We start from the raw sequence: 25,590 nt of genomic DNA on the forward strand, positions 1-25,590 counted from the left end.
GCACCAACTGGTTCGCGCACGGCGCCACGTTCGGCGGGCACCCGGTGGCGTCCGCCGTTGCCCTGGCGAACCTCGATCTGTTCGCCAGGGAAGACCTCAACGCGCACGTACGAGCCAACACCGACCTGTTCCGCTCGTATCTGGAGCGGTTGTACGACTTGCCGATCGTCGGAGACGTGCGCGGCGACGGGTACTTCTTCGGCATCGAACTGGTGAAGGACAAGAACACCCGCGAGACGTTCGACGAGGACGAGTCGGAGAGCCTGCTGCGCGGGTTCCTGTCGAAGGCGCTCTACGAGAACGGCCTGTACTGCCGTGCCGACGACCGCGGCGATCCGGTGGTACAGCTGGCGCCGCCGCTCATCTGCGAGGAACCGCATTTCGCGGAAATGGAGCAGATCCTCCGGACGGTGTTGTCGGAGGCCTGGAGCCGCTTGTGAGCGGCCAGGGGCCGATCAGCTACTGGCTGTCGACGGCAGACCTGACACCGCGCGCGGCACTCCCGGGCAGCACGGACGCCGATGTCGTCGTCATCGGCGCCGGATTCACCGGGCTGTGGACCGCCTACTACCTCGCCGCAGCGGACCCCGGGCTGCGCATCGTCGTCCTCGAGGCGCAAGTGGCCGGCTACGGGGCCAGCGGACGCAACGGCGGCTGGTGCTCGGCACTCTTCCCGGCATCGCCGGCCGCGGTCGCGCGCAAGCACGGCGTGGCCCGGGCGAGCGCCCTGGTGGCGGCCATGCGGGACACGATCGACGAGATCGGCCGGGTCGCGACGGCAGAAGGTGTCGACTGCGACTACGCCAAGGGCGGCACGGTGGTCCTGGCCCGATCGGCAGTGCAAGAAGCGCGCGGACGAGCGGTCGTGGACGCCGAGGCTCCTTTCGGCACCGGGCTGGCGTGGCTGGCGGCGCCGGAGGCGTCTGCTCTGTGCAACGCAACGCGAGTGCGCGGCGGGACCTACACACCGCACTGTGCGGCGATACACCCCGGGAAGCTGGTGCGCGGCCTGGCCGACGCGGTGGAACGGCTTGGCGTGACCATTCGCGAACAGACTCGTGTGCTGCGGCTGCAGCCGGGACGCGTCGAGACGGAAGCGGGCAGCGTGCGCGCCGAGGTGATCGTGCGCGCGACCGAGGGCTACACCGCCGGGTTGCCCGGTCACCGTCGTCTGCTGGTCCCGCTGTACTCGCTGATGGCGGTGACCGAGCCGTTGCCGGCGTCCTTCTGGGCGCATGCCGGTCTCGCGCGCCGGGAGACGTTCTCCGACTTCCGTCGCATGATCATCTACGGCCAGCGGACCGCGGACGACCGGCTGGCATTCGGCGGGCGTGGTGCGCCCTATCACTACGGCTCGCAGGTGGCGCCCGCATTCGGCCAGGACACGCGCGTCCACACCGCGATCGACCGGACGCTGGTGGATCTGTTCCCGGCGTTGGGCCCGCGGCCGCCGGTGACGCACAGGTGGGGCGGACCACTCGGTGTTCCGCGCGACTGGACGGCGTCGGTGGGACTGGACCGCTCGACCGGGCTGGCGTGGGGCGGGGGATACGTCGGTGACGGTGTCGCGACTGCGAACCTCGCCGGACGGACGCTCGCCGACCTGATCAGCGGGCGGGATTCAGCACGGGCCCGGCTGCCTTGGGTCGGTCATCGGTGGCCGCAGTGGGAACCCGAACCGCTGCGCTGGCTGGCGATCAACGCCGGCCTGCGCCTGGCCGAGTTCGCCGATGCCCGGGAAGCCAGGACGGGGCGCGTGTTCCGGCCCGCTGCGGTGCTCGGCCACCTCACCGGCGAATAGCGCACGCGAGCTCGGCGCTCACCTGATCGCCAGGTCACTGCGCAGCGCACGGCCTTGGATCGCCCGCCACACCGCGGCGGGCGTGAGCGGCATGTCGGCGTGCCGCACCCCGCAGGGCCGGAGCGCGTCCATCACGGCGTTCACCACCGCGGCCGGGGAACCGACCGTGGCCGCTTCGCCGATGCCTTTCGCCCCGACCGGGTGGTGCGGCGACGGCGTGACGGTCTCGCCGAGCTCCCACGACGGGCATTCCAGCGCGGTGGGCAACAGGTAGTCCATGAACGAGCCGCCCAGATGGTTGCCGTCGGCGTCGAAGGCGATGTGCTCCATCAGCGCCATGCCGATGCCGTCGGCCAGGCCTCGGTGGATCTGGCCGTCCACGATCATCGGGTTGATCCGCACCCCGCAGTCGTCGACGGCGACGAACCTGCGCACCGTGACCTGTCCGGTATCCGGGTCGACGTCGACCACGCACAGATACGCGCCGAACGGGAAGGTGAGGTTCGGCGGGTTGTAGACGGTGCTGGCGGCGAGCTGGCCGTCGACCCCGTCGGGAAGGTCGATGTCGGCGTGCGCGGCACGAGCGATCTCGGCCAGCGTGTGCCCGGCGCCTTCGACACCGCGCACGTACCAGCGTCCGTCACCCCACTCGAGGTCTTCGGGGTCGGCTTCCAGCATGGCGGCGGCGATCAACCGCGCTTGTTCCCGCACCTTCCGCGCCACGGTCACCGCGGCCGCTCCCGACACGGCGATCGAACGCGATCCGTATGTGCCCACCCCGAACGGCGTGTGGTCGGTGTCGCCTTGCACGACGTCCACCTCGTCCACGCCGATCCCGAGCTCGTTGGCCACCAGCTGCGCGAACGTCGTCTCGTGCCCCTGGCCTTGCGACATGCACGACACCCGCAGCACCGCGGTACCCGACGGGTGGACACGCAGTTCCGCGCCGTCGGCCATGCCGAATCCGTACATGTCCAGGTGCTTGCGTGGCCCGGCTCCGACCGCCTCGGTGAAGAAGCTCAGGCCGATGCCCATCAGCTCGCCGCGCTCACGCTTGGCCGCCTGCTCGGCGCGCAGGTCGTGGTAGCCGGCCATGTCCAGCAGCTTGGCCAGCGCCCGCGGGTAGTCGCCCGAGTCGTACCGCCACCCGGTGGCCGTGTCGTACGGGAACTGCTCGGGCCGGATCAGGTTGCGCATGCGCAGCTCGGCGGGGTCCATGTCCAGCTCGCACGCCAACAGGTCGACCATGCGCTCGACCAGGTAGACCGCCTCGGTGACGCGGAACGAGCACGAGTAGGCCACCCCGCCGGGCGCCTTGTTGGTGTAGACGCCGGTGACCGAGCAGTGGGCGGCTTGCAGGTCGTAGGAGCCGGTGAACACACCGAAGAACCCCGCCGGGTAGCGGGACGGCTGCGCGGTGGCGTTGAACGCGCCGTGGTCGGCCAGCACCCGGACGCGCAGGCCGAGGATCGTGCCGTCGGAGCGGGCGGCGATCTCGCCGCGCATGTGGTAGTCCCTGGCGAATGCCGTGCTCATCAGGTTCTCCGCCCGGTCCTCGATCCACTTGACCGGTTGCTGGGTGATCATCGACGCGACGATCGCGCACACGTATCCGGGGTAGACGCCGACCTTGTTGCCGAAGCCACCGCCGATGTCGTTGGCGATCACCCGGATCCGATGCTCCGGAATGCCGGTCAGTTGCGCGTACAGCGAGCGGTGGGCGTGCGGTGCCTGGGCGGTCGACCACACGGTCAGGCGGCCGCTGACCGGGTCCATGTCGGCCACGATCCCGCAGGTCTCCAGCGGCGCGGGATGCACCCGCGGATAGAGCATGTCCTGCTCGACCACCACGTCGGCCTCGGCGAACACCTCGGCCACGCGCTGGGCGTCGCCGGATTCCCAGTCGAAGATGTGGTTGTCCTGCTGACCGGGCCGGTCGTCGCGGATCACCGGGGCGTCCGGCGCCAACGCCTGGTGAGCGTCGACCACGGCAGGCAGCGGCTCGTACTCGACGTCGATCAGCTCGAGAGCGTCGCGCGCGGCGTAGCGGTCTTCTGCGACGACGAAAGCGACTTCCTGCCCCTGGAAACGCACCTTGTCGGTGGCCAGCACAGCTTGTTGGTCGTAGGACAGCGTGGGCATCCAGGCCATGCCGCGTTCGGCCAGCATCTCCCCGGTGATCACGGTCTTCACTCTGGGGTGTGCCAACGCGGCACTGACGTCGACCGACACGATCCTGGCGTGCGCCATCGGGCTGCGCAGCATCGCGCCGTGCAGCATGCCGGGCAGAACCACGTCGTCGACGAACTTTCCCAGCCCGCGGACGAACCGGGCGTCCTCTTTGCGGATCCGTGAGCCGAAGGCCGAGCCGTTGCCGTCCGCGGTCACGACGCCACCTCGTCTCGTTGCTCACCCGCCAGGGCCGCGGAGGAGCCGTCGTCGTCCGCCGTGTTGCTCAGCTCGGCGGCGCGCCGGATAGCCCGCACGATGTTCTCGTACCCGGTGCAGCGACACAGCTGTCCGGAAATCGCCTCGCGGATCCGCTCCTCGGAAGGATCCGGATCGCGGTCCAGCAGCCAGCGTGCGGTCATCAGCATGCCCGGGGTGCAGAATCCGCACTGGGCCCCGTGACAGTCGATGAACGCTTGCTGCACCGGATCCAGCTGCCCGTTGCGCGCCAGCGACTCGACGGTGCGTACCTGTTTGCCGTCGGCCATCGCGGCCAGCACCGTGCACGACTTGACCGGCAGGCCGTCCAACCACACCACGCACGCCCCGCAGTTGGACGTGTCGCAGCCCAGGTGGGTACCGGTCAGGCCCAGCTCGTCCCGGAGGAAGTAGGCGAGCAGCACCCGCGGCTCGATGGTGCGCCGGTACTGCCGACCGTTGACCGTCACGGTGATGTCCACGCCTCACACCTCTCGCCCTGCCCGGTGGCTTGCCAGCGTCAGCGAGCGCGCCACCAACGTCGCCGCCAGATGCCGCTTGTAGTCCGCCGGGCCGCGCTGGTCGACCGGTGGATCGCAGTGCTCGGCGGCGATGCGCCCGGCCTCGGCGAACGCCTCCGCCGACACCACTCGCCCGCGCAGGAAGTCCTCCGCCTCGACGGCGACGAAATTCTGCGCGCCGAGCGCGGACAACCCGATCCCGACCTCGGTGATCACGTCGCCCGCCAGCCACACGGCGGCGCCGACCGCGCCGACCGCCCAGTCCCCGGCGCGCCTGCTCACTTTGACGAATGCGCTGCCGCTGCCCGGCCGCACCGGCACGCGCAGCTCGACCAGCAGCTCGTCCGGCCCGACGACGGTTTCGTACGGGCCGACGAAGAAGTCTCGGATCGGCACCGTGCGCCGAATCTGCGGACCTTGGATGACCGCATCAGCGCGCAGCGCGCTGAATGCCGCGGACAAATCCTCGGACGGATCGGCCTGGCACAACGATCCGCCGACGGTGCCGCGATTCCGCACGATCGGATCGGCGATCACCCGTTCGGCGTCCACCAGAATCGGAAACAGCTGCGCCGCCTCGGCCGAATCGAGCAATTCGTTGTGCCGCACCAGCGCCCCGATCCGCAGTTCGTCGCCGTCGCGCACGATTCCGGCCAGTTCACCGACCTCGTTGATGTCGATGAGCACCTCCGGCCTGGCCAGCCGCAGCTTCATCATCGGGATCAGGCTGTGCCCGCCTGCGATCACCCGGCCGGCGCCGTTGTACTTGACCAGCAGATCCACCGCATGCGCGACGCTGGTGGCTCGTTCGTATTCGAACTGCGCGGGTACCTGCATGCGGGTCTCCCAGCTGCCTGGTGAGCAGTGCCGGCGCCGGTCATCTTCATCGGCGCATGCTCCGCTGGCAAGGCCCGGTTAAGCGATCTCTTACCTGCCGCGCCGCTATCACCCGATAGTGATTAACCAAAGCCTTATTACTCGGTTTTGCCGCACGTCCGAGGGGTGGATCATCACGGTTCCACCACATGACGCCAGCGCGTCCTGTCGAGAGGTGTCAGCCATGCGGACGGAGTCGGACGGCCACAGCCGCGGCAACCCGCGGCTGATCGAACTTTTCGCCAACGCACCGCAGGAACCGAAACCGGGCGGCAGCCCGACCGTGCAGGCCTGGCCGCAGCTGCTCGAGTTCTTCAAGGTCGCAGGCCAGCCGGTACCGGGGCCGTGGCCGCCGCACCAGCAGCCGCGGCCGGACCCCGCCGACGACACGGTGCCGATCGCGGTGCCGGAACCGCCCGACGAGAACCGGATGCGCGAGTAGCCCGGCTTCGCCCCGAGGAGGATCCATGTACCCGCCCCGCTTCGCCTACGAGGCGCCCCGTTCGCTGGACCAGGCCCAGGCGCTGCTGGCCGAGTACGGCGACGAGGCCAAGGTGCTGGCCGGCGGGCAGAGCCTGGTGCCGCTGCTCAAGCTGCGGTTCGCCGCGCCTGCGCTGCTGGTCGACCTGAACACCGTGCCCGACCTGGAGTACCACCGCACCGGGTCGGACGGCGCGCTGCACGTCGGCGCGCTGTGTCGGCACGCCGACCTGGAACGGTCGACGCTGCTCGGCAACTTCCCCGTGGTCGCCTCCGCGGCGCCGCTGGTGGCCGACCCGGTGGTGCGGCATCGCGGCACCCTGGTCGGCTCGATCTGCCACGCCGACCCGCAGGGGGACTGGTCGGCCGTACTGCTGGCACTGGACGCGTCGGTCGTGGTCGTCGGGCCGGACGGCAGGCGCACCGTGCCGATGACGGAGTTCGTCCTCGGCCCGTTCACGCCCGCGCTGCGACCGGGCGAGATCGCCGTCGAGGCGGTGATCCCGCCGCCACGGCACCAGCCCGCGGGCGCCTACTTCAAGCTGGAGCGCCGGGTGGGCGACTTCGCCACGGCGGGAGCGGCTGTCGCGGTGGAGACCGATCAGGGCCGCATCACCCGCGCAGGCATCGCCCTGACCGGCGTGGGCACGCTCGGGCAGCGGGCCACCGCCGCGGAAGAGGCGATCGTCGGTCGTGAGCTGACCGAACAGACCATCGCCGAGGCGGCCGAGCTGGCCGCGGAATCGGCCAATCCCCAGACGGACCACCGAGGCAGCGCGGACTACAAGCGCCACGTGGTGCGCACGTTCGTCAGCAGGGCGCTGCGTCGCGTCCTACCCACCCCCGCGGGAAAGGCGGCATGAGATGACGGTTGTGCACGAAGAATCCGCGACCGGCGCCGAGGTACCGATCCGCCGGATCCGCGTCACGGTCAACGGGGAGACCAAGACGGCCGAGGTGGAGCCACGGCTGCTGCTGGTGCACCTGCTGCGCCGGGGGCTCGGCCTGACCGGCACCCACATGGGCTGCGACACGACGAACTGCGGCGCCTGCACCGTGCTGGTGAACGGGCGCCCGGTGAAGTCGTGCACGATGCTCGCGGTGCAGGCCGACGGCGCCGAGGTGCAGACCGTGGAGGGTCTGTCCACGCCCAGTGAGCTGCACCCGCTGCAGGAAGGCTTCAAGGAGGAGCACGGCCTGCAGTGCGGGTTCTGCACCCCGGGGATGCTGATGTCCGCCAAGGCCCTGCTCGAGGAGAACCCGGACCCGTCGGAGGACGAGATTCGCTGGGCCCTGTCCGGAAACCTGTGCCGCTGCACGGGCTACCAGAACATCGTCAAGGCGGTGCAGTGGGCGGGCCGCAAGATGCGGGGTGAGCAAGCATGACGGCGGTCGACGAACGCAAGATCGGCGGGCTCGGCACCAGCCGCAAGCGCGTCGAGGACGACCGGTTCATCCGCGGCAAGGGCAACTACGTCGACGACATCGTGCTGCCCGGCATGCTGCACATGGAGATCCTGCGCAGCCCGGTGGCGCACGCCCGGATCAAGAAGATCGACACCAGCCGCGCATGGGAAGTGCCCGGTGTGCGCATGGTGCTGACCGGCGAGATGGCCGCCACCCGCAACCTGGCCTGGATGCCGACGCTGTCCTACGACACCCAGGCGGTGCTGGCCACCGACAAGGTGCGCTTCCAGGGACAGGAAGTGGCCTGCGTGGTGGCCGACGACCCGTACATCGCCAAGGACGCCTGCGAGCTGATCGACGTCGAGTACGAGCCGCTGCCCGCCCTGGTCACCCCGGAGCAGGCGATGGCCGAAGGCGCCCCGGTCATCCGGGACGACAAGGCGGGCCAGCAGGACAACCTCATCTACACCTGGGAAGTCGGCGACAAGGAGGGAACCGACCGCGCGTTCGAGCAGGCCGACGTGATCTCCAGGCTGCGGCTGCACTACCCGCGCTCGCACCCGTCGCCGATCGAGCCGTGCGGTGCGGTGGCCGACTTCAACCGGGCCACCGGCAAGCTCACCGTCTACATGACCACGCAGGCCCCGCACATCGTGCGCGCCGCCGTGGCCATGATCGCCGAGCTGCCCGAGCACATGATCCGTATCGTCGCCCCGGACATCGGCGGCGGCTTCGGCAACAAGGTGCCGGTCTACCCCGGCTACGTGTGCGCGATCCTGTGCTCCATCCTGCTGGAACGGCCGGTGAAGTGGATCGAGGACAAGACCGGCAACCTGATCTCCACCGGGTTCGCCAGGGACATGTACCTGGACAGCGAAATGGCCCTGTCCAAGGACGGCAGGATCCTCGGCATCCGCATCCGCGCCGACAGCGACCACGGCGCCTTCTACGCCGACGCGCAGCCGAGCAAGTTCAAGATCGGCCTGCTGCACTCCACGTTCGCCTGCTACAACGTGCCGAACGCGCACCTGGTGGCGCGCGGCGTCTACACCAACAAGGCACCAGGCGGGGTCGCCTACCGCTGCTCGTTCCGGGTCACCGAGGCGATGTACTTCCAGGAACGGATGATGCACGCCGCGGCCAACGACCTGGGCATGGACCAGGCGGAGTTCCGCAGGCGCAACCTGGTCCGTGACGACCAGTTCCCGCACCGCACGCCGTTCGGCTTCCTGGTCGACTCCGGCCAGTACCACAAGTGCCTGGAGGTCGGCCTGAAGGCCATCGACTACGACAACTTCCGCAAGCAGCAGGAGGAAGCCCGGGCCAAAGGCAGGCTGCTCGGGCTGGGCATCTCGACCATGACCGAGCCGCTCGGCGCAGGCAACAGCCGGGAGTACGACATCCTCGGCATCAAGATGTTCGACTCCGCCGAGCTGCGGATCCACCCGACCGGCAAGGCGCTGCTGCGCATCGGGTCGAAGACCCAGGGCCAGGGCCACGAGACCACGTTCGCCCAGATCGTCAGCCACGAGCTGGGCATCCCCGCCGACGACGTGGTGGTCGAGCACGGTGACACCGACACCGCGCCGTTCGGCATGGGCACCTACGCCTCACGGTCCACGCCGGTCGCCGGGGCCGCGACGGCGATGGTGGCACGCAAGATCCGGGCGAAGGCCAGGGCGATCGCCGCGCACCTGCTGGAGGCTTCGGAAGAGGACGTCGAGTGGGAGCTCGGCCGGTTCTACCTGCGCAGCTCGCCCGAGCGTGGCGTGACGATCCAGGAATGCGCCATGGCCGCCTACGGCAACATGCCGGACGGCATGGAGCCCGGGCTGGAGCACCACGCCTACTACGACCCGCCGAACATGACATGGCCGTTCGCGGTCTACATCGCCACCGTCGAGGTCGACCCGGAAACCGGCGTGTGGGACGTACTGAAGGTGGTCGCCGTCGACGACTGCGGGGTGCGCATCAACCCGATGATCGTCGAAGGACAGATCATGGGCGGTCTCACCGAGGCCTACGCCATGTCGAGCATGCAGTTCCAGACCTACGACGCGGAAGGCAACTGCATCGGCTCGAACTACATGGACTACCTGCTGCCGACCGCGTGGGAGACGCCCGGCTTCGAGCTGCACAGCGAAGTCGTCACGCCGTCGCCGCACCACCCGATCGGCGCCAAGGGCATCGGCGAATGTGCCGCCGTCGGGGGGCCCGCGGCCTTCGTCAACGCCGTGCTGGACGCGATCTCGCACACCGGGGTGCGCAACATCGACATGCCGCTGTTGCCGGACCGGGTGTGGGAAGCACTCACCAAACGCCGCGACGTCTCCGGTGCGCCGCCGGTGCGCACCGAGGACTGACGGCTGGAGTGGCCCGCGGAACCGGCGGGCCGGACGGGCAGGTGGATGGACATGGAGCACCACACCGGCTGGGGCGTGCTGGAACAGGCTGCGGCGATGGCGCAGCGGGACGAGGCGTTCGCGCTGGCCACCGTGGTGTGGCGGCAGGGGCCGTCGTCGGGCAAGGAGTGCAACCGGGCGATCGTGACCGCCTCGGGCGAGGTGCACGGCTGGATCGGCGGTGCGTGCGCCGAGCCGGTCATCGTTCGCCACGCGCGCGAGGTCCTCGCCGACGGCGAGCCCCGCCTCCTGCTGCTCGGGCCCGCCGACCAGATCACCGGCGAGGTGCGGGAAGGCACCACCGTGGTGCCGATCTCGTGCCAGAGCGAGGGCGCGCTCGAGGTGTTCGTCGAGCCGGTGCGGCCGGCACCGCGGGTCGTGGTCGTCGGGCGCTCGCCGATGGCGCACACCCTCGTCGACCTGGTCACCGCGCTGGGCTGGCGGGCGACGATGGTCGACGGCGCGGCGTTTTCCTCGGCCGACGTGCCGCCCAACGCCCTGGTCGTGGTGGCGACCCAGGGCCACCACGACGAGGAGGCGGTCGAGCAGGCGCTGGCCGCCGAGCCCGGATACGTCGCGCTGGTGGGATCCCGCAAGCGTGGCAAGGCGGTGCTCGGCTACCTCGCCGACCGCGGCGTTGCCAAGGAGCGCCTGGACATGGTGCGGGTCCCCGCCGGATTGGACCTCGGCCACGTCTCGCACCGGGAGATCGCCGTGTGCGTGCTGGCCGAACTGGTGCAGCTGCGGGCAGCAGGCGAGCTGCCGGCGAGCGGACTGCCCGCGGTCGGGCAACCCGCCGAGGCGGTGGACCCGGTGTGTGGCATGACGGTGACCGCCGACGAGTCGGGCAGGCCGTTCGAGTACCAGGGCCACACCTACTACTTCTGCTGTCCCGGTTGTCGTCGCGCGTTCAGCCGGGATCCCGCGTCCTATGTGTCGGATCAGCCGGAGGAGGCCCGATGCTGATTGCCAATCACTTCGACGTCGCGCAGCCGGTGGAGAAGGTCTGGCGCTTCTTCGACGACGTGCCCAGCGTCGCGGCGTGCCTGCCCGGCGCGGAGATCACCGAGGACCTCGGCGACGAGAACTACCTCGGGCGGGTCAGCGTGCGCATGGGCCCGGTGTCGCTGCGGTTCGAAGGCAAGGCGGCCATCGCCGAACGGGACGAGGCGGCCAAGCGGATCGTGGTCGACGCGGCAGGCTCGGAACAACGGGGCCGCGGCGAGGCGAGCATGAAGGTCACCGCGGTGCTGTCCAGACAGGGGACCGGCACCCGGGTCGACGTCACCCAGGATCTGCAGGTCACGGGCGCGGCGGCGCAATACGGCCGGGGCATGATCTCGGACGTCTCGTCGGTGCTGATGCGCGACTTCGCGGCGAATCTGCAGGACGCGATCCGCCGCAAGGAGCGCGGCGAATCGCCCGCACACGCCGCCCCGCGGCCGGCCAGGGGATTCCGTATCGGGTTCCAGGCCGCGATGTTGGCGCTGAAACGTGTCTTCGCCCGGTTCTTCCTGCCGTACCAGGGCAGCCCGAGCTGAGGAGGCAGAACCATGACGTGGTGGTGGATCGGCAACGTGGTGCTGGCAGTCGTGGTGCTGCCGGTGGTGATCGCGCTGCTCAACCGGGTGCTCGCCGCGGTGGAGCGGATCCGCGCCGCGGTGGACGACATCGCGGTGGCCGCCGGGGCGCTCGACGACGAACTGGCCGGCGTGCCGGACGCGCTGGCCGAGACCGACCGAACGATCGAGAACGTGTCCGTGGGCGCGGTCCGCTACGCGGGCAGCGTCGGGACGCTGTTGGGCTGAGGAGGAATCATGCCTGCCGCCGCCTGGGTCACGCTGATCATCGCCGCGCTGATCATCGGACTCACCGCCGTCGCATTGCTGCGGGTCATCATGCATCTGAACTACGTGCGCAAACGGCTGGCCGTCATCCACGCCGGCGCCGAGTCGATCGCCGAACGCACCGAGACCGTGCCCGGCGTGCTGACCTCGGTGAACGCCAACCTCAAGCCGGTACGCGACTTCTGCGAGGGGGTGTGAGATGACCGCGCTCGCACAAGCCGCCGACACCGACGTGACCGGCTGGGTCGTCGGCTTCGTCATCGGCGGGATCGTGGTGCTGGCCGTCGTCGCGCTGGTCACACCCATCCTGCTGCTGGCCCGCCGGATCGGGCAGCAAGCCGAGGAACTGAACAAGCCGCTGCAGCGAGCGGTGCACAACACCGCCGCACTCGAGCAGCTGCGCACCACCATCGATCACGCCGAGGTGATCGTCGCAGGCCTCGCCCGTGGCCGGGCCAGGTTGGGGGGTTGAGTCATGACGGGTACCGACGAGACGCTGTGGTGGATCGCGATCATCGCCGGCTTCGTGGTGGTGCTGGCCGTCGCCGCGCTGCTCAGCCTGCTGATCTACCTGGTGAAGGTCATCGACCGGAACGTGGTGACGGTCGGTGAGACGCTGACGGCCGCGGCCGGCAACACGGCGAACACGACCCTGATTCCGGAAACCGCGACCCGGGTGGACGCGGTGCTGGCCGAAGGCCTGCAGCACCACCTGTTCCTCGGCCGCGTCCTCGGGGAGGTGAAGTCATGAGCCTGCTCGTCTTGCTGACCGTCGTCGACATCGTGCTACTCGTCGCCGGGCTGGCGTTCTACCTCTTCTGGGCCGGCTCGCTGCTGTCCCGCATCGCGGGCAATCTGGAACAGGCCGCCGAGACCGTGCGGACCATCCACGGGCACGCGAAGCTGATCGGCCCGGGGGTGGAGCACATCAACCGCACCGGCGGCGTGGTGGCCGGTGCCCTCCCGCTGCTGTACGGGATGGCCGAAGGTGTCGTGGCAGGCACCACGGCGCAGACCGTCGACCCGAGCGTGCAGCCGCCGGTCAACCGCCCGGCCTCGGGCGTACGCCGGACGCGGCTGCACGAGACGGTCGGTTACACGCCTGCGGACGACGTGGTCGCCGCGCGCTGAAATCGCCCGCGTTCCCGGATGGCCACGAAGGTCGGGGCCCTCCGGCGTCGGGGACCAGCGCAGCGCTCACGCGCGGTGAAAATCGGTTTCGTCGGGAAGGCGGATGCACACTGGCGGCCGCCCTGGGGGTCGTGTCGTCCGCCCGGTCGACGTCCCGCGGCGCGCTGCGCTAGGGCGTGCGGGGCTCCGGCCCCTGCTCGGTCAGCGGACCGGTGGTGGTCGGAGCCTCATATGCCCCGATCCAGTGGTCTTTCCAGGCGCGTTCGTATCGCTCGACGTTGCAGCGCGGACGGTAGTGGGCCACGAGTTCCCGGACGATCTCCGCGCGGTGTGCGGCGGTGCAGCCCGGGGCGTGGAACGTGCAGATCGACAGCTTCCACTTCGACCCGGCACGTTCCACCCAGCGGTGTGCGGCGGGGTGCCGGAACGGGAACCCTTCCTGGGAGAGGTCGTCCGACTCACCGACGTAGATCACCGCGTACCGCTTGCGCCCGGGGTCGGGCTGATACACCACGGCGTACACGCCCGGCTCCTTCGGTGGAGACCAGCCGGCCAGCAGACGGGGGCCGTCGAAGACGTATCCAGCGGCCGAGCCCAGACGGATCATCGTGCCTCCTACCGCAGGTCGGGCAGCAGTGCCGCGAGTCGTTCGAGACTGCGGAGGTCGTGACCCGGCAGCATCCGGTCGACATGGGGCGCGGCCACCATCATGCCCAGCGACTGGGCACGGAAGCCAGGATCGTCGCCCAGATGCGGGTTGACCCACACCAGCCGGTGGCACTGTCGGCTGAGCCGTTCCAGCGCGGTGTCCAGCAGCTCCGGGTCACCACGGTCCAGGCCGTCCGAGCAGATGACGACCACCGCGCCTCGGGTCACGCCGCGGCGGCCCCAGCGGCGGAGGAATGCGTGCAGCGATTCGCCGATGCGCGTGCCGCCGTCCCAGTCGACGACGGCTCTGGACGCCTTGTCCAGGGCCGCGTCCGGGTCCCGGCCCTCGAGTTCCCTGGTGATCCGGGTGAGCCGGGAGCCGAAGCAGAACACCTCGACCTTGGCGGCCGCGCGCCGGGTCGAGTAGGCGAACTGCATGAGCGCGCGGGAGTAGTCAGCCATCGAGCCGGACACGTCCAGGAAGAGCACCAGTGGCCGGAGCCGGTGGCGGCGTGCCCGCCAGCGCAGGCGGAGCGGGTCGCCGCCGGTGCGCAGGGAGTTGCGCACGGTCCGGGGAAGGTCCGGCCTGCGTCCGCGCGGTGCCGGGCGGGTGCGGCGGGTCAGCCGTCGTGGGGGAGTGAGCCGGATGCGGGTCATGATCCTGCGCAGCGCCGCCCGTTCGTCCTCCGTGCACGCGGCGAATGCCTTCGCCTTGAGGATGTCCACGTCGGAGGCGGTCAGCCCGAGCGACGTCTGTTCCTCGCGCTCCTCGATCGGTTCGTCTGGCTCGGTCTGCGGAACGTTGAGCACGCCGAAGGTCTGCGCAGGGGAGTGGATGCGCAGCAGCACGTCCGGAGCGTTGAGGTCTTCGCCGAGGAAGTAGCGCGCGAAAACCTCGTCGTAGGTTTTCAGATCCGCGTGCCGGCGGATCAGCGTCGTCCGGCCGCCCCAGTACAAGTCCGCCACGTCGGTCGGATCAAGCGGATCCATGGCCGCGCAGTAGGTCAGGACGTCACCGGTTCCGACGGTGACGCCTGCGTCTCGGAGCGCCCTGGCGAAGCCGACCAAGGCGGCCACGAACGGTGCCTTACCCACCGGAGGTGACTTCCCGGAGTGTTCGCCGGACCAGGTCCAGATCGTCCCGGTCCTTGACCACGGCGCCGAGCGTGTCGGCAGCCAGGTCCTCGGTCAAATCTTCGGCGCCGAGGAACGACAGGGTGCGGGCCCAGTCGATCGTCTCCGCCACCCCCGGCGGCTTGACCAGGTCCATCGTGCGCAGGCGCTGGACGGCCGCGACCACCTTCTTCGCCAGGGTCCCGGGGATCTCCGGCTGCCTGGCCAGCACGATCTCCGTCTCGCGCTCCGGGCTCGGGTAGCCGATCCAGTGGTAGAGGCAGCGGCGCTTGAGGGCGTCGTGCAGGTCGCGGGTGCGGTTGGAGGTGAGGACGACCAGCGGTGGGTCGCCGGCGGTGACCGTGCCGATCTCGGGGATGCTGATCTGGAAGTCCGACAGCACCTCGAGCAGGAAGGCTTCGAACTCGTCGTCGGCGCGGTCGATCTCGTCGATCAGCAACACCGCGTTCGACCCGGCCCGCACCGCCGCCAGCAGCGGCCGCTCGAGCAGGAACTCGGGGCCGAACAGCGCGCGCACCGCTGCGGAGTCGGCGAGCTGGTGCTCGGACAACGCGCGGATGTGCAGCAGCTGGCGGGTGTAGTCCCACTCGTAGAGGGCCTGGTTGGTGTCGATGCCCTCGTAGCACTGCAGGCGGATCAACTGCTTGCCGTACGTGGCGGCCAGTGCCTTGGCCACCTCGGTCTTGCCGACCCCGACCTCGCCTTCCAGCAGCACGGGACGGTGCAAGGACATGCCGACCAGCAACGCGGTCGACAACCCGCGGTCGGCGAGATACCCGGTCCGGCGAAGTGCGTCGGTCAGCTCGCCGACGGTCTGCGGGTAGTCCATGCACGCTCCTTGCCGTGGGGCTGGTGGTGTTCCGTGCCGTGGGCGTGGTGGTGGGAGTCGTGGTGGTCCTGCTCGTCGGCCCGCTGACCGGGGTGGTGACCGGCCCGGTGGTGGGTGCCGGTGCCGGCCGGTCCGGGTGGGTCGCCGGATCCGAGGACCAGCTCACGCAGCGAGCCGCCGGGGCGCAGCTTGCCCTCCCTGGCCAGTCGCGCCTTCCACGCTCCGACCGGGTCGTCGGTGTCACCGGCGAGTTCCGCGTACCCGACGGCGGCCATCCGCTTGCACGACTTGCCACCCGACTCGGCGAACACCTCGGCGACGTTCTGCCCTTGGGCCCGCCAGATGTCGCGCAGCACTTCGACCGCCTCGTCCGCGTGCTGCCTGCCGTCCGCCATGACTGCCTCCCCTTCGTTGCGGGGTCGCGGGGCCGCTGGATCCCAAGCTAGCCCGGTCGGGGCTTTTCGACGTGGTGAATTAAGGGTTCGATTAAGTAGGCTTGATTTGTGATCAGCATCACGATGAATGTAGTGATGTGACCCTAGCCCAGCTCAACGCGTTCGTACTCGTCGCCAGGCTCGGATCGGTCACCAACGCCGCCAAGGCGTTGGGGGTGAGCGAGCCTGCGGTGTCGCAGGCGCTGGCGGCGCTGCGGCAGCACCACGGGGACAAGCTGTTGATCAAACGGGCCGGCGGCATGACCCTGACGCCGGGCGGGCGGCAGCTGCTGCCGATCGCGTCCCAGATGGTCGCGCTCGGCGCCGAGGCCGAGGCGGCGGTGCGGCGCGCCAACGGCGCACCCGAGCGCCTGCAGGTCGCGGTGACCAGCGAGTTCGCCGAGTTCGTCGCCAACCCGCTGTTCGAGGCCTTCGGGAAGCGATTGGCTGGCCGGATCGAGGCGACGGCGGGCTTGGCGCAGGTGTCGGAAATGCCGGTGCTGATCACCAACCGGCTGGCCGACGTGGCGATCGGGCCGCGCCTGGACAGCGAACCGGGGCAGGAGATCGACAGCGTGCCGATCTTCCAGAGCAAGTTGGTGGTCGTGGGCTCACCACGCCATCGATACGAGGGGCCGCCATCGCACTGGCAGTGGCTGGTGGACCCGGCGGGAGCCGATCCACAGACGGACACGAGCCGGCTGTTGCGTGCCCTCAACGTGCCGGACGCGGCGGTCCAGGTCTTCCCGAATCAGACCGCGGCGTGGTCGGCGGCAGCTCGCGGTGCGGGCGTCACGGTGGCGCTGGAGCACCTGGTGGCGGCGGAGCTGCGCAGGCAGGAGCTTGCCGTCGTGCCCACGCCCGCGACACCGATGCCGGTGTGCTGGCATGTCAGCACTCTGCCGGCAGATCGGCGGTCGGCCGCGGCGAACTCGCTGCGGCACTTCCTGAGCACACCGAGCGCGATGCACGTGATGAAGTCGCCGAGCAGTGGCGTGCCGCCGTCGCGCTTCAAACCGCCGGTGTACGTGACGATCTGGCGCTGACCTGCACGTCATCCGCGCAGGAAATGTCATCCGCGCAGGAAATAGAGCACTGTCGTGGTGACGGCGGTTGCCAGTAGTGCCGCACGCAGCAGCCAGGCGGGCAGGCGCCGTGCCAGTTGGGCGCCGAGGAAGCCGCCCGCTATCGCACCGGCCAGCATCACCACCAGGATCGTCGACGCGTCGAGCGCATCCGAGGCGACGAGGAACAGCACGCTTGCGCTGAGGAAGATGGCGGCGAGCTGGGTGACGCGCATGGGGTTGCTGACCGCGGGATCGAGGCCGAGGCCGACGCTCCACAGGCTCACCATCAGAATTCCGACCGCGCCACCGAAGTAGCCACCGTAAGCGGCCACGACGAACTGCCCGACCAGGACGGCGCGCGGGCTCATGGCCACGGTTCGGTTCAGCGCCGCGCTGAGCGCCTGGGACAGTCGCCGCCCGAAGGCCAGCACGACGGTGGCGAAGGCGAGCAACCAGGGCACGGCGGCGTCGAACATCGACGAGGGCAGTACGAGCAGCAGGGCGGCGCCGACACCGCTGCCGAGCACGCTGACGATCGTGACGGTTCTGGTGGACGTGGTGCCGAGCGAGACCAGGTCGTGGCGGTAGACCCACGCGCTGGTGATGGCCCCGGGCACCAGCGCGACCCGGGAAACGGCGTTGGCGGTCACGGGCGGCAGGCCGAAAGCGACGAGGGCGGGCAGCGCCACGAAGGTGCCACCGCCGCCGATGGCGTTCAGGGCACCTGCCGCGATTCCGGCCAGCAGGACGAGAACGTGCTCGAGCACGCCCACAGCATCGATGGGCGGCCGGATGGTGACAAGCACGGTCACACGCACTCGGCGGCACCGACTGGCATCGACTGGCACCGACAAGCCCGGACGGCACCGGCAAGCACCGGCCATGGCTGAGGCGTGCGCCCGGGTGGGGTCGGCTGTGCTGTGTGAACGCTGGGCGAGGACCGGCTGTGCTGGGTGAACCAGGTAGGAGTCCGGTGGGCTGTGTGAATCCGTGGTGGGAGTCAGGTGGGCTGCGCGGCCAGGTGGGGATCCGAAGGGGTGCATCACCGGGCGGAAGCCGGTGGGCTGCGCGATCCCGGGTGGGAGTCCGGAGTGCCGGGTGCCTCTGCGGTCAGCGCGCGGCGGTGGGCGGAGTCGGCTTTCGTGCCGGGGCTCCGTTGGCCGTGACGTCTGCGATCGTCCAGACCGCGCTCGTTTCCAGCCGGTGAATGGACGCGTCGTATCCCTGGCGCGTCGTTCTCGGATCGGCGTGTCCGAGCAGGTCTTGCACCTGGGCGAGGGTGGCTCCGTTGGCGAGCGCGACGGTGGCCGCCGTGCGCCGGGTGGAGTGCGGCGTGATGGTCGCCGCGCACCTCAGTCCGGCTTGCCTGGCAAGCGTGCGCAGCCGCCGCTGCACGTGCTTCTGATTCAGCGGCGCGCCGCCGGTGCGCTCCGGCTGGTGCGGATGGGGCGTGGAGACGAAGAGCGGGCCTTCGAGGTCCTGGACGGTGACGAGCTTGCCTCGTTCGGCGCTTTCCCGGCGAGCGCGCAGCGTCCAGTAGCGGGTGAGCGTTTGCAGAAGGTGCTCGGACAAGGGCACGAAGTCCCAGTCGTCGGCGGTACGGGACTTCTTGCGGTAGTAGAGCACGCAGTAGCCGGACTCGAAGCGGATGTCCTTGAACTCGGCCGTGCAGCTGGCCGTGACCCGCAGGCCGGTGGCGAACAGCAAGTGAAGGTGCGCGGCGTCCCGCCAGGCCGCTTCGGTGCCGAGCCGTTCGGCGCGGCGGATCAGCCAGTCGATGAAGCCGCACATTTCGTCGGCGGACAGTGCGGGCAGGCGCGACCGTGCCGGGGGCTTGGGCCTGCTGCCGCCCGCCGCGGGGTTGCGCACGTCGATGTCGTTCTCGGCCAGGTAGGCGTACCAGCTGGACACGACGGCCAGGCGCTTCGCGACGGTCGCCGGTGACGCCGGGATCGTGGAGACGACGTTGCCTGGGCCGACCTTGCGGGAGGTCATGCCCGCCTGCCAGGCATCGCGGTCCGCGCGGCGCGCGGCGAGCGGGTCGACGCCGTGGCGGTCGCACCAGGCCAGCCAGTCCGCCAGTGCCTGGTAGTAGCTGCGGCGGCTGGTCTCGCTCAGCCTGACTAGCCACAGCACCGTCAGGGTGCGGACGTGGTAGCGGTCGCTCGGGTCCGGCGGCGGCAGGGCGGGGAGGAGGTCGACGGCCGCGGCGATGTCGCGCATGTCGCCGCCGTCGGCCGGGCCGAGCCCGGCCAACCCGGATCCGGGGCTGGTGAGGTCAACGGCGGACATGGCTGCGGTCGGTCGTCTGGGGGCCCAGCGCGGTCACGAGGACGTCTCCATCTCCACGGACGATGGCTCTCGATCTTGACCTTACGTCACGGACAGCCCGCGGCGGCAATCCATTGATCAACGGGCGCACGACTTCGTGAGCTTGCTGCGCTCGCATTCCCGACGGTGCCTACGTCGCCTACGTCGCGAATGTCGCGGCGCCTGACGAACGCTTCTCGTTGCTCCTGCGCCCTTCAGTCCCACTCGGTTGCACCTGCGCCCTCCGGTCCCACGTGGTTGCTTCCGCGTCTCCCGGTCCCACGCCGCGCCGCTTCCTGCTTCCGTGGCGTCCCCTACAGAGCTCCCTGGTGCTGCCCCCTTACAGAGCCCGTGGTGCCCCTGCAGAGCTCCGGGTGCCGGTCGGAGGGGGATCCGTCTTTTTCCCGCGCCAGAAGGAGGGGTGAGAACAGTCATTCTCACCCCTCCCTCTCCGGTTACCTATCAAACTTGATTTAGAGATAGTCGCGAGCAACTAAAAAACTAGATCAAGTAGGATGGCGTGTAACGGAGGAACGGTGCTGGATCTGCCGCCGGACGGCGCGGTCCGGCGGCCGGGCGGGAGCAGGCAAAACGCAGGCAGGAACGAGATGTCGAACGAGAACGGAGCGCAGCGCGCGAACAGCAGGAGTGATGCGAGCGTGGGCGATGCGACAGCGTCGGGTGAGGCGACGGCGTCGGCCGGAGCGGCCGGCATTGGCGGCGCACGCCCAGCAGACGCGCCGGGTGTGGTTGGTGCGGTCGGTGCATCCGGAGGCCGGGATGCAGGCGATGTGACCAGCACCCCCGATGCGCACGAGGCCTCCGGCGGAGGCGGTGCTCGGCCGGTCAACCGCTGTCAGTGCTGCCAGCAGGTGCTGCCGGAACAGAAGGGGCGCTCGCGGCCGCGGAAGTACTGCGCCGACGGCACTGGCCGGTTCGAGGCCGAGTACGGCATCACCTGCGCGGAGCTGGGGCCGGCCCTGGAGAAGGTACGGCAGGTGTTCGGCGCCGAAGCCGTCCCGAACGCCGACCTGGATCTGCTCACCGAGCAGGTGACCACCGTGCAGCAACTGCTCGGCCCCGAGGGTGCGATCGCCGGCCTCACCGACACGCTCCACGGCGTGCGAGTCCGCCTGGACGAGACCGTCAAGGCCGCGCTTGCCCGAGCCGAGGCCGCAGAGGCCGCCGAACGGGACGCTCTCGGCCGTGCCGAAGCCGACGCCCGGTTGCGCCGCGAGGCCGAGGAACGGGCCGAGGCGGCACAGCAAGCGCAGCGGGAGGCCGAGAAGCAGCGAGAGCGAGCCGAGCGCCGCGCGCAGGAGGCCGAACGACGCCAACGGCAGGCGGAAGCGGAGGCGGCTCGCGCTCAGTCGGCCGCGGAGCAGCACGCCGGCCGGGCAGAACGGGCGGAACAAGCCGCCGAACGCGACCGCGAGCGGCTGGCGCAAACCCAGGCGGAGCTGGCCGCCTGCCAGGCGACCGTGGAAGCGTTGCGCCGGCAGCTCGCTGACGCGCAGCGCAGCGCCGAGCAGGAACGACAGCGCGCCGATTCCGCCGTCGAGGAGCGAGACCGCGCGCGGGCCGCGGCCGACGCCCGGATCGCCGAGGCCCGATCACAAGCCGCCAAAGAGATCGCTGCGGCGACGGCATCCGCCACGGCGTCCATGAAGCAGCTCGCTGAAGAGCACCGCGACGAAGTACGCCGCATCGAGCGGGAGCATGCCGCCGAGATCGTCGGCTACGAACGCAGACTCCAAGCTGCGCGAAGCGAGCTGGACTCGCGCCTACGTCGCGCCCGTGCGGCGCTGGAGAAGCTGATCCGGGAGAGCAAGCGCCGCGACCAGGACCAGCAGTACGTCGCCGTGGCCGACCTGGCGTCCTTCGCGGCCAGCTGGCTCGGCGAGCGCGGTGGCGGCGCCGAACCGGAAGCGAGCGAATCTGACCGGATCGTCACGTGATTTTCACCGATGGTGGTGCATCGACCGAGATTCGTGACGATCCGTGACGGGCCGGGCGGTGACGTACCGCTGCGGGGTGAGAATCGGGCCACCTCATTCCGTGCACGCGGGCCGCCAGGTCCTGCGTCATGTGACGATCTTGTGTCCTTCCGGCCGTCACCGGGCCGCTGCCCTCACCATGATCAACATCGGTCATGCTTTCCTGGAAGGACAAGAGAAGAGTCGCCGTCGCTGTCGGCTCGGAAGACGGATCTCAGCGGGACGGAGGACCTGGTGGCCCCAACAGCGACGCGCGACCGACGGCGAACCGCTCGGCCCGGCACGTCCGGTGACCGTGCGCTGAGCACCGTCGCAGGCACGATCGCCCGGCACGACGTCCTGGCCTCCTTGGTGGTCTTCCTGGTCGCCGTGCCCCTGTCGCTCGGCATCGCCCTGGCCTCCGGCGCGCCCATCGCCGCCGGATTGATCGCCGCGATCGCCGGGGGAGTGGTGGCAGGCGCAGCGGGCGGATCGCCACTGCAGGTCAGCGGTCCCGCGGCCGGCCTGACGGTGGTCATGGCGGAAACCATCGACCAGTTCGGGTGGGCGGTCACCTGCTTGATCACCGTGATCGCCGGGGCGATCCAGATCGCTCTCGGCCTCAGCCGGGTCGCCACGGCCGCCCTGGCCATCTCCCCGGCGATCGTGCACGGAATGCTCGCCGGGATCGGGGTGACGATCGTGCTCAGCCAGCTGCACATCGTGCTGGGCGGCAGCCCGCAGAGCTCGGCGTTGGCCAACATCGCCGACCTGCCCGGCCAACTGGCCGGGCACCACGACACCGCGGTCCTGCTCGGTGTGGGCACCATCGCCGTGCTGCTGGTGTGGTCACGCGTCCCTGCGCCGTTGCGTCACGTTCCCGGCCCGCTCGTCGCGGTGACGGCGACTACGGTCGTCGCCGCGCTGACTTCGGCCGACGTCAGCCGGGTCGACGTAGCCGGAGGGCTGCTCTCCCTGGATCTCGTTCCCGAACTCCCGCAGCGAGGCTGGCCCCAGGTGCTCATGGCCGCGCTGACCGTCGCGCTCATCGCCAGCGTCGAGTCGCTGCTGTCGGCGGTCGCCGTCGATCGGCTGCACTCCGGTCCCCGGGCCAAGCTGAACCGGGAACTCGTCGGGCAGGGCCTGGCGAACATGACCTCGGGTGCGTGCGGCGGCCTGCCGGTCACCGGCGTGATCGTGCGGAGCTCGGCGAACGTGGCGGCCGGGGCGCGCACCAGGGCCTCCGCCATCCTGCACGGCGTCTGGATCCTGCTGTTCGTGGCGCTGCTGGCCGGCCTGCTCGAACAGATCCCGCTGGCGGTGCTGGCCGGGCTGCTGGTGCACGTGGGTGCCAAGCTCGTCGCACCCCACCACATCGGAACGGTGCGTGCGCACGGGGACCTGCCGGTCTACGCGGTGACCTTGATCAGCGTCGTCGTGCTCGACCTGCTCGTCGGCGTGCTGACCGGGATCGCCGTGTCGCTGCTGCTGACGCTGCACCGCAGGGTGAGGGCCCGGATCCATGGCGAGGAGACCGGGCCCGGACGATGGCGGGTCAGCATCGAGGGAGCCGTGACCGCGCTGGCCGTGCCGCGCTTGTCGCGCGTTCTCGGCTCAGTGCAGGCAGGGTCGGTGGTGACGATCGAACTCGTCGCCGACTACGTGGACCATGCCGCGTTCGAGTACCTGTCCACCTGGAAACACGGCCACGAGCGTGCGGGCGGCCGGGTGAACGTCATCGAAGTCGGTCACACATGGTTCGGCCGGAAAGGGGCGCCGGTCCACACTTCAGGAGGTTTCCGGGCATGGCTGCATGCCCTTGCGCCGCGGCAGCGCGGCCAGAGGACGATCACCGGGCCCGGGCTGCCACAGGCGATGTCCCGCTCCGGCGCTCTGGTCATTGCGTGCACGGATGCACCGGTGCTGCCGAATCTGCACCCGCCCGCCCCAGCGGGTGACATCGTCACCGTACGCACCGAGGGCAACACCGTGCCTACCGCTCGTACCGGGCCCGCCGGTTCCGTCGTCGCGTCGATCGAGTTCGCCGTGCGTGTCCTCCACGTGCGGAAGATCGTGGTGTGCGGGCACTCCGGCTGCCGTGCCATGCGGGCCCGGAACGAGCATGCCCCGCCTCCGGCCGGCGGAGAACACCCCACCCTCGACGGTGCGCTTCCAGCCGACCCGGCCGACCGCCTGGCCCTGCGCAACGTCCTGCACCAACTGGAGCATGTGAACCGCAATCCCGTGGTCGCGGCCGCGAAGGCGGCAGGTCAGCTCCGCGTTGTCGGCATGTACGTGGACGCCGCTGACGTATACCGCGCGAACGAATCCGGTCACTTCGTTCAGCTCCGGCGCAGCGAATCGACTGACGAGGACGAGCAGGAATCCGTCGCGATTTGAGACATTTCACGCAAGCACCACGAGCTGGACGTGCGCCGGAAATACCCGTCGGTTCACCTGTGCGAACCAATTCGGCGACAACCAACGATCTTCATGCCGATCTCGTACGATGCTGGCGGGATGGCACAACACTGGGAGGACCGCCATGGAGGGGGCCGGTTTCGTCGTCGACGCCGAGGTCATGAAGAACTTCGCCACCAAGGACCTGCCGCAGTACACCGAGCAGGCGGGGAAGTTCATGGAACTGGTCGACAAGGCCGACGTCAGCAATGAATCGTGGGGCGCGGTCGGGCTGTTCACCAAACAGGGCTACACCAACATGCTCGGCTCGCTGAAGGGCTTGCTCGACCAGATGCAGGAGGGCTGCAGGCAGGCCGGGGAGAAGTTCTCCGCGGCGGCACGTGTCTACACGGAAACCGACGACGAGATCGCCGGCGCGTTCAAGTCGATCGCCGAGCGCCTGGGGGATGACTGATGGCCGAGGTCGAAGACGCCACCGAGAACGTCAAGCTGAAGTCGACCGATCCGACTGTGCAGGAGTACGCCGAGAACATCGTCAAGGCCGAACCGCTCGGGTCGGAACGGCTCGCGATGGCCAAGAGCACCGCCGGGTTGGCGACCTCGGTCGCGGACCTGATGCAAGGGCAGGCCGGCGTCGGCGACGTCGCCACCGCAGCCGCCAACGTCGTCCTCGACACCACGGATTTCGTGGCAAGCGCGGTCGGGGACATCACCAGCTTCGCGTCGGACCCGATCGCGTGGCTGGTCGGAAACGGTTTGGACATGCTGCTGGCCGTGGTGACCCCGCTGCAGGACGCGTTGCACTTCGTCACCGGTGACGGGCCGGCACTCAAAAAGGGCGCGGAGAACTTCGTCGGGATCGCCAAGGGCCTGGAGGACATGGGCAAGAACCTGTGCGAGGTCTCCGACGATCGCCTCAAGGAGTGGACAGGCGACGCCTCCGAGGCAGGCAAGAAGGCGCTGGCCGAGTTCGCCGACGGCATCAACGGCGTCAGCGCGGCCTCGGTCCGGGTCGCCGAGGTGCTGCAGAGCTCGGCCTTGCTCATGGAGACAGTCGAAACGGTCGTCAAATCGCTGATTTCCGACTTCGTGGCGGAAGCGATCAAAATCATGGTGCCGCGGCTGGCCGCAAGCGTGGTGACGTTCGGTGCGTCGATCGCCGAAGGCATGGCGGAAGTGATGGCCAAACTGGCGATCACCTTCCCCAAGATCATGAAATATGTCGAGAAGCTCACCAGGATCCTCGGCCGGATCGCCAAGTTCATGGCCAAGGTGGAGAAATTCCTCGGCGACCTTGCCGGCAAGGCCTTCGGCAAGATGTTCGGCAAGGTCGCGGGCCGGCTGATCGGCGAGGCGGCCACGGAGGTTGCCGGCAAGGTCGGCAAGACCGTCGGCGAGTCGGTGGTCAAGGCCGGTTTCAAGGGGGCCAGGAAATACGCCGACGGCAAGATCAACGGCCCGTCCCTGGGGGATCTGAAGGGCACCTACGTCGAGACCGACTCCGTCGGCGAAGGGGACAAGCAGACCAAAGAGCTGGTCGACGACGGCTTCCGCAAGGGCTACCAGCGCGACGTCTACCGAGAGCGCTACGACGACGACGGCAACCTCATCGGGGTCGAACGTTCCCGGGAACCTGTGCGCAAGAGCGTGTTCACCGGCGAACTCACCGACGACGGCACCGGTATCGCGCTCGACGACGGTGGCGCAGGCGCCGCATCGTCGGCCATCAAGGTGGTGACCGGGGGCATCCGCAAAGGCATCGACCTCGTTTCCGGCGACGACGAGGACGAGCCCGGCCAGAACGCGCCGAGCGAGGAGGAAACGCGCGGCAAGCTGGACGCGTTCTGATCCGCGGCGAACGACTGCGGCATTCGGCTGA

General features: G+C 69.7%; 27 protein-coding genes. 18 read left to right on the forward strand and 9 right to left on the reverse strand.

Features of this window, described 5'->3' with window-relative positions; translation table 11 throughout:
* Both CXP56_RS10380 and CXP56_RS10385 read left to right on the forward strand, forming a co-directional pair.
* The coding region (locus CXP56_RS10380) for an aminotransferase class III-fold pyridoxal phosphate-dependent enzyme (protein ID WP_286900938.1) at positions 1–440 on the forward strand (440 nt) is incomplete at its 5' end.
* Positions 437–1,801: an NAD(P)/FAD-dependent oxidoreductase gene (locus tag CXP56_RS10385; RefSeq protein ID WP_286900939.1), complete on the forward strand. Its 1,365-nt coding sequence runs from the start codon at positions 437–439 to the stop codon at positions 1,799–1,801. The genes CXP56_RS10380 and CXP56_RS10385, both read left to right, overlap by 4 nt.
* Positions 1,802–1,819: 18 nt before the next feature.
* Here CXP56_RS10385 and CXP56_RS10390 read toward each other — a convergent pair whose 3' ends face one another.
* Genes CXP56_RS10390 through CXP56_RS10400 form a run of 3 tightly spaced genes read right to left on the reverse strand, consistent with a single transcriptional unit; the run spans position 1,820 to position 5,586 of the window.
* Positions 1,820–4,189, reverse strand: a complete 2,370-nt coding sequence (locus tag CXP56_RS10390) for an aerobic carbon-monoxide dehydrogenase large subunit (protein ID WP_028847129.1) — start codon at positions 4,187–4,189, stop codon at positions 1,820–1,822.
* Positions 4,186–4,710: a (2Fe-2S)-binding protein gene (locus CXP56_RS10395; RefSeq protein WP_028847128.1), complete on the reverse strand. Its 525-nt coding sequence runs from the start codon at positions 4,708–4,710 to the stop codon at positions 4,186–4,188. Before CXP56_RS10395 ends, CXP56_RS10390 begins: the two co-directional genes overlap by 4 nt.
* 3 nt (positions 4,711–4,713) lie before the next feature.
* Positions 4,714–5,586 (reverse strand): FAD binding domain-containing protein, encoded by an 873-nt coding sequence (locus tag CXP56_RS10400; RefSeq protein ID WP_286900941.1) that lies wholly within the window; start codon positions 5,584–5,586, stop codon positions 4,714–4,716.
* Positions 5,587–5,809: 223 nt separating this feature from the next.
* Between CXP56_RS10400 and CXP56_RS10405 the strand changes: the two genes are divergently transcribed.
* From CXP56_RS10405 to CXP56_RS10455, 11 genes are read left to right on the forward strand one after another with little or no spacing between them, the layout of a single operon-like run.
* A complete protein-coding gene (locus CXP56_RS10405) occupies positions 5,810–6,067 on the forward strand; it encodes a hypothetical protein (protein ID WP_028847126.1) in 258 nt (85 codons plus the stop codon).
* Between the two features lie 25 nt (positions 6,068–6,092).
* Entirely contained in the window at positions 6,093–6,968 is an 876-nt protein-coding gene (locus CXP56_RS10410; RefSeq protein WP_286900943.1) for an FAD binding domain-containing protein, read from the forward strand.
* Between the two features lies 1 nt (position 6,969).
* A complete protein-coding gene (locus CXP56_RS10415; protein ID WP_286900944.1) occupies positions 6,970–7,491 on the forward strand; it encodes a (2Fe-2S)-binding protein in 522 nt (173 codons plus the stop codon).
* The gene (locus CXP56_RS10420; RefSeq protein ID WP_286900946.1) at positions 7,488–9,875 is read left to right on the forward strand and encodes an aerobic carbon-monoxide dehydrogenase large subunit; all 2,388 of its coding nucleotides are present in this window, start codon (positions 7,488–7,490) and stop codon (positions 9,873–9,875) included. The genes CXP56_RS10415 and CXP56_RS10420 overlap by 4 nt, the downstream gene beginning before the upstream one ends.
* A 51-nt stretch (positions 9,876–9,926) precedes the next feature.
* Complete coding sequence (locus CXP56_RS10425) at positions 9,927–10,880, forward strand: XdhC family protein (protein ID WP_286900947.1); 954 nt, start codon at positions 9,927–9,929, stop codon at positions 10,878–10,880.
* On the forward strand, positions 10,874–11,455 hold the full coding sequence (locus tag CXP56_RS10430; RefSeq protein WP_028847121.1) for an SRPBCC family protein: 582 nt from the start codon (positions 10,874–10,876) through the stop codon (positions 11,453–11,455). The genes CXP56_RS10425 and CXP56_RS10430 overlap by 7 nt, the downstream gene beginning before the upstream one ends.
* Before the next feature lie 12 nt (positions 11,456–11,467).
* The gene (locus tag CXP56_RS10435) at positions 11,468–11,722 is read left to right on the forward strand and encodes a hypothetical protein (protein ID WP_028847120.1); all 255 of its coding nucleotides are present in this window, start codon (positions 11,468–11,470) and stop codon (positions 11,720–11,722) included.
* A gap of 9 nt (positions 11,723–11,731) precedes the next feature.
* On the forward strand, positions 11,732–11,959 hold the full coding sequence (locus CXP56_RS10440) for a hypothetical protein (protein ID WP_028847119.1): 228 nt from the start codon (positions 11,732–11,734) through the stop codon (positions 11,957–11,959).
* A gap of 1 nt (position 11,960) precedes the next feature.
* Entirely contained in the window at positions 11,961–12,233 is a 273-nt protein-coding gene (locus CXP56_RS10445) for a hypothetical protein (RefSeq protein ID WP_038044772.1), read from the forward strand.
* A 3-nt stretch (positions 12,234–12,236) separates the two neighbouring features.
* Positions 12,237–12,512, forward strand: coding sequence for a hypothetical protein (locus tag CXP56_RS10450; protein ID WP_028847117.1), 276 nt, complete (start codon positions 12,237–12,239; stop codon positions 12,510–12,512).
* Positions 12,509–12,892 carry a hypothetical protein gene (locus CXP56_RS10455; protein WP_028847116.1) on the forward strand — a complete coding sequence of 128 codons (384 nt, stop codon included), beginning with the start codon at positions 12,509–12,511 and terminating at the stop codon, positions 12,890–12,892. The genes CXP56_RS10450 and CXP56_RS10455 overlap by 4 nt, the downstream gene beginning before the upstream one ends.
* A gap of 169 nt (positions 12,893–13,061) precedes the next feature.
* Here the strand turns inward: CXP56_RS10455 and CXP56_RS10460 are convergent, their stop codons facing one another.
* From CXP56_RS10460 to CXP56_RS10475, 4 genes are read right to left on the reverse strand one after another with little or no spacing between them, the layout of a single operon-like run.
* The gene (locus tag CXP56_RS10460; protein WP_028847115.1) at positions 13,062–13,499 is read right to left on the reverse strand and encodes a hypothetical protein; all 438 of its coding nucleotides are present in this window, start codon (positions 13,497–13,499) and stop codon (positions 13,062–13,064) included.
* Between the two features lie 8 nt (positions 13,500–13,507).
* Positions 13,508–14,635 carry a vWA domain-containing protein gene (locus tag CXP56_RS10465; RefSeq protein WP_028847114.1) on the reverse strand — a complete coding sequence of 376 codons (1,128 nt, stop codon included), beginning with the start codon at positions 14,633–14,635 and terminating at the stop codon, positions 13,508–13,510.
* Positions 14,628–15,503, reverse strand: coding sequence for an AAA family ATPase (locus CXP56_RS10470; protein ID WP_038044771.1), 876 nt, complete (start codon positions 15,501–15,503; stop codon positions 14,628–14,630). The genes CXP56_RS10465 and CXP56_RS10470 overlap by 8 nt, the downstream gene beginning before the upstream one ends.
* Positions 15,473–15,898, reverse strand: coding sequence for a hypothetical protein (locus CXP56_RS10475; protein WP_028847113.1), 426 nt, complete (start codon positions 15,896–15,898; stop codon positions 15,473–15,475). The genes CXP56_RS10470 and CXP56_RS10475 overlap by 31 nt, the downstream gene beginning before the upstream one ends.
* A 137-nt stretch (positions 15,899–16,035) precedes the next feature.
* Between CXP56_RS10475 and CXP56_RS10480 the strand changes: the two genes are divergently transcribed.
* A complete protein-coding gene (locus CXP56_RS10480; protein WP_028847112.1) occupies positions 16,036–16,983 on the forward strand; it encodes a LysR family transcriptional regulator in 948 nt (315 codons plus the stop codon).
* Positions 16,984–17,009: 26 nt separating this feature from the next.
* Here CXP56_RS10480 and CXP56_RS10485 read toward each other — a convergent pair whose 3' ends face one another.
* Entirely contained in the window at positions 17,010–17,816 is an 807-nt protein-coding gene (locus CXP56_RS10485) for a sulfite exporter TauE/SafE family protein (RefSeq protein WP_245566595.1), read from the reverse strand.
* 298 nt (positions 17,817–18,114) lie between these two features.
* Positions 18,115–19,296, reverse strand: coding sequence for a tyrosine-type recombinase/integrase (locus tag CXP56_RS10490; RefSeq protein WP_028847110.1), 1,182 nt, complete (start codon positions 19,294–19,296; stop codon positions 18,115–18,117).
* 809 nt (positions 19,297–20,105) lie between these two features.
* On the opposite strand from CXP56_RS10490, the gene CXP56_RS10495 reads away from it, so the two are divergent.
* From CXP56_RS10495 to CXP56_RS10510, 4 genes are all read left to right on the forward strand, one after another.
* Positions 20,106–21,272, forward strand: a complete 1,167-nt coding sequence (locus tag CXP56_RS10495; protein WP_051310019.1) for a hypothetical protein — start codon at positions 20,106–20,108, stop codon at positions 21,270–21,272.
* Between the two features lie 360 nt (positions 21,273–21,632).
* Positions 21,633–23,690, forward strand: coding sequence for a SulP family inorganic anion transporter (locus CXP56_RS10500; RefSeq protein ID WP_051310071.1), 2,058 nt, complete (start codon positions 21,633–21,635; stop codon positions 23,688–23,690).
* Positions 23,691–23,835: 145 nt separating this feature from the next.
* Positions 23,836–24,165: a type VII secretion target gene (locus tag CXP56_RS10505; RefSeq protein WP_028847109.1), complete on the forward strand. Its 330-nt coding sequence runs from the start codon at positions 23,836–23,838 to the stop codon at positions 24,163–24,165.
* Positions 24,165–25,559 carry a WXG100 family type VII secretion target gene (locus CXP56_RS10510; RefSeq protein ID WP_286900952.1) on the forward strand — a complete coding sequence of 465 codons (1,395 nt, stop codon included), beginning with the start codon at positions 24,165–24,167 and terminating at the stop codon, positions 25,557–25,559. Before CXP56_RS10505 ends, CXP56_RS10510 begins: the two co-directional genes overlap by 1 nt.
* The last annotated feature ends 31 nt before the right edge of the window (positions 25,560–25,590 follow it).

The sequence above is a fragment of the Thermocrispum sp. genome (assembly GCF_002919275.1).
GTDB lineage: Bacteria > Actinomycetota > Actinomycetes > Mycobacteriales > Pseudonocardiaceae > Thermocrispum > Thermocrispum agreste.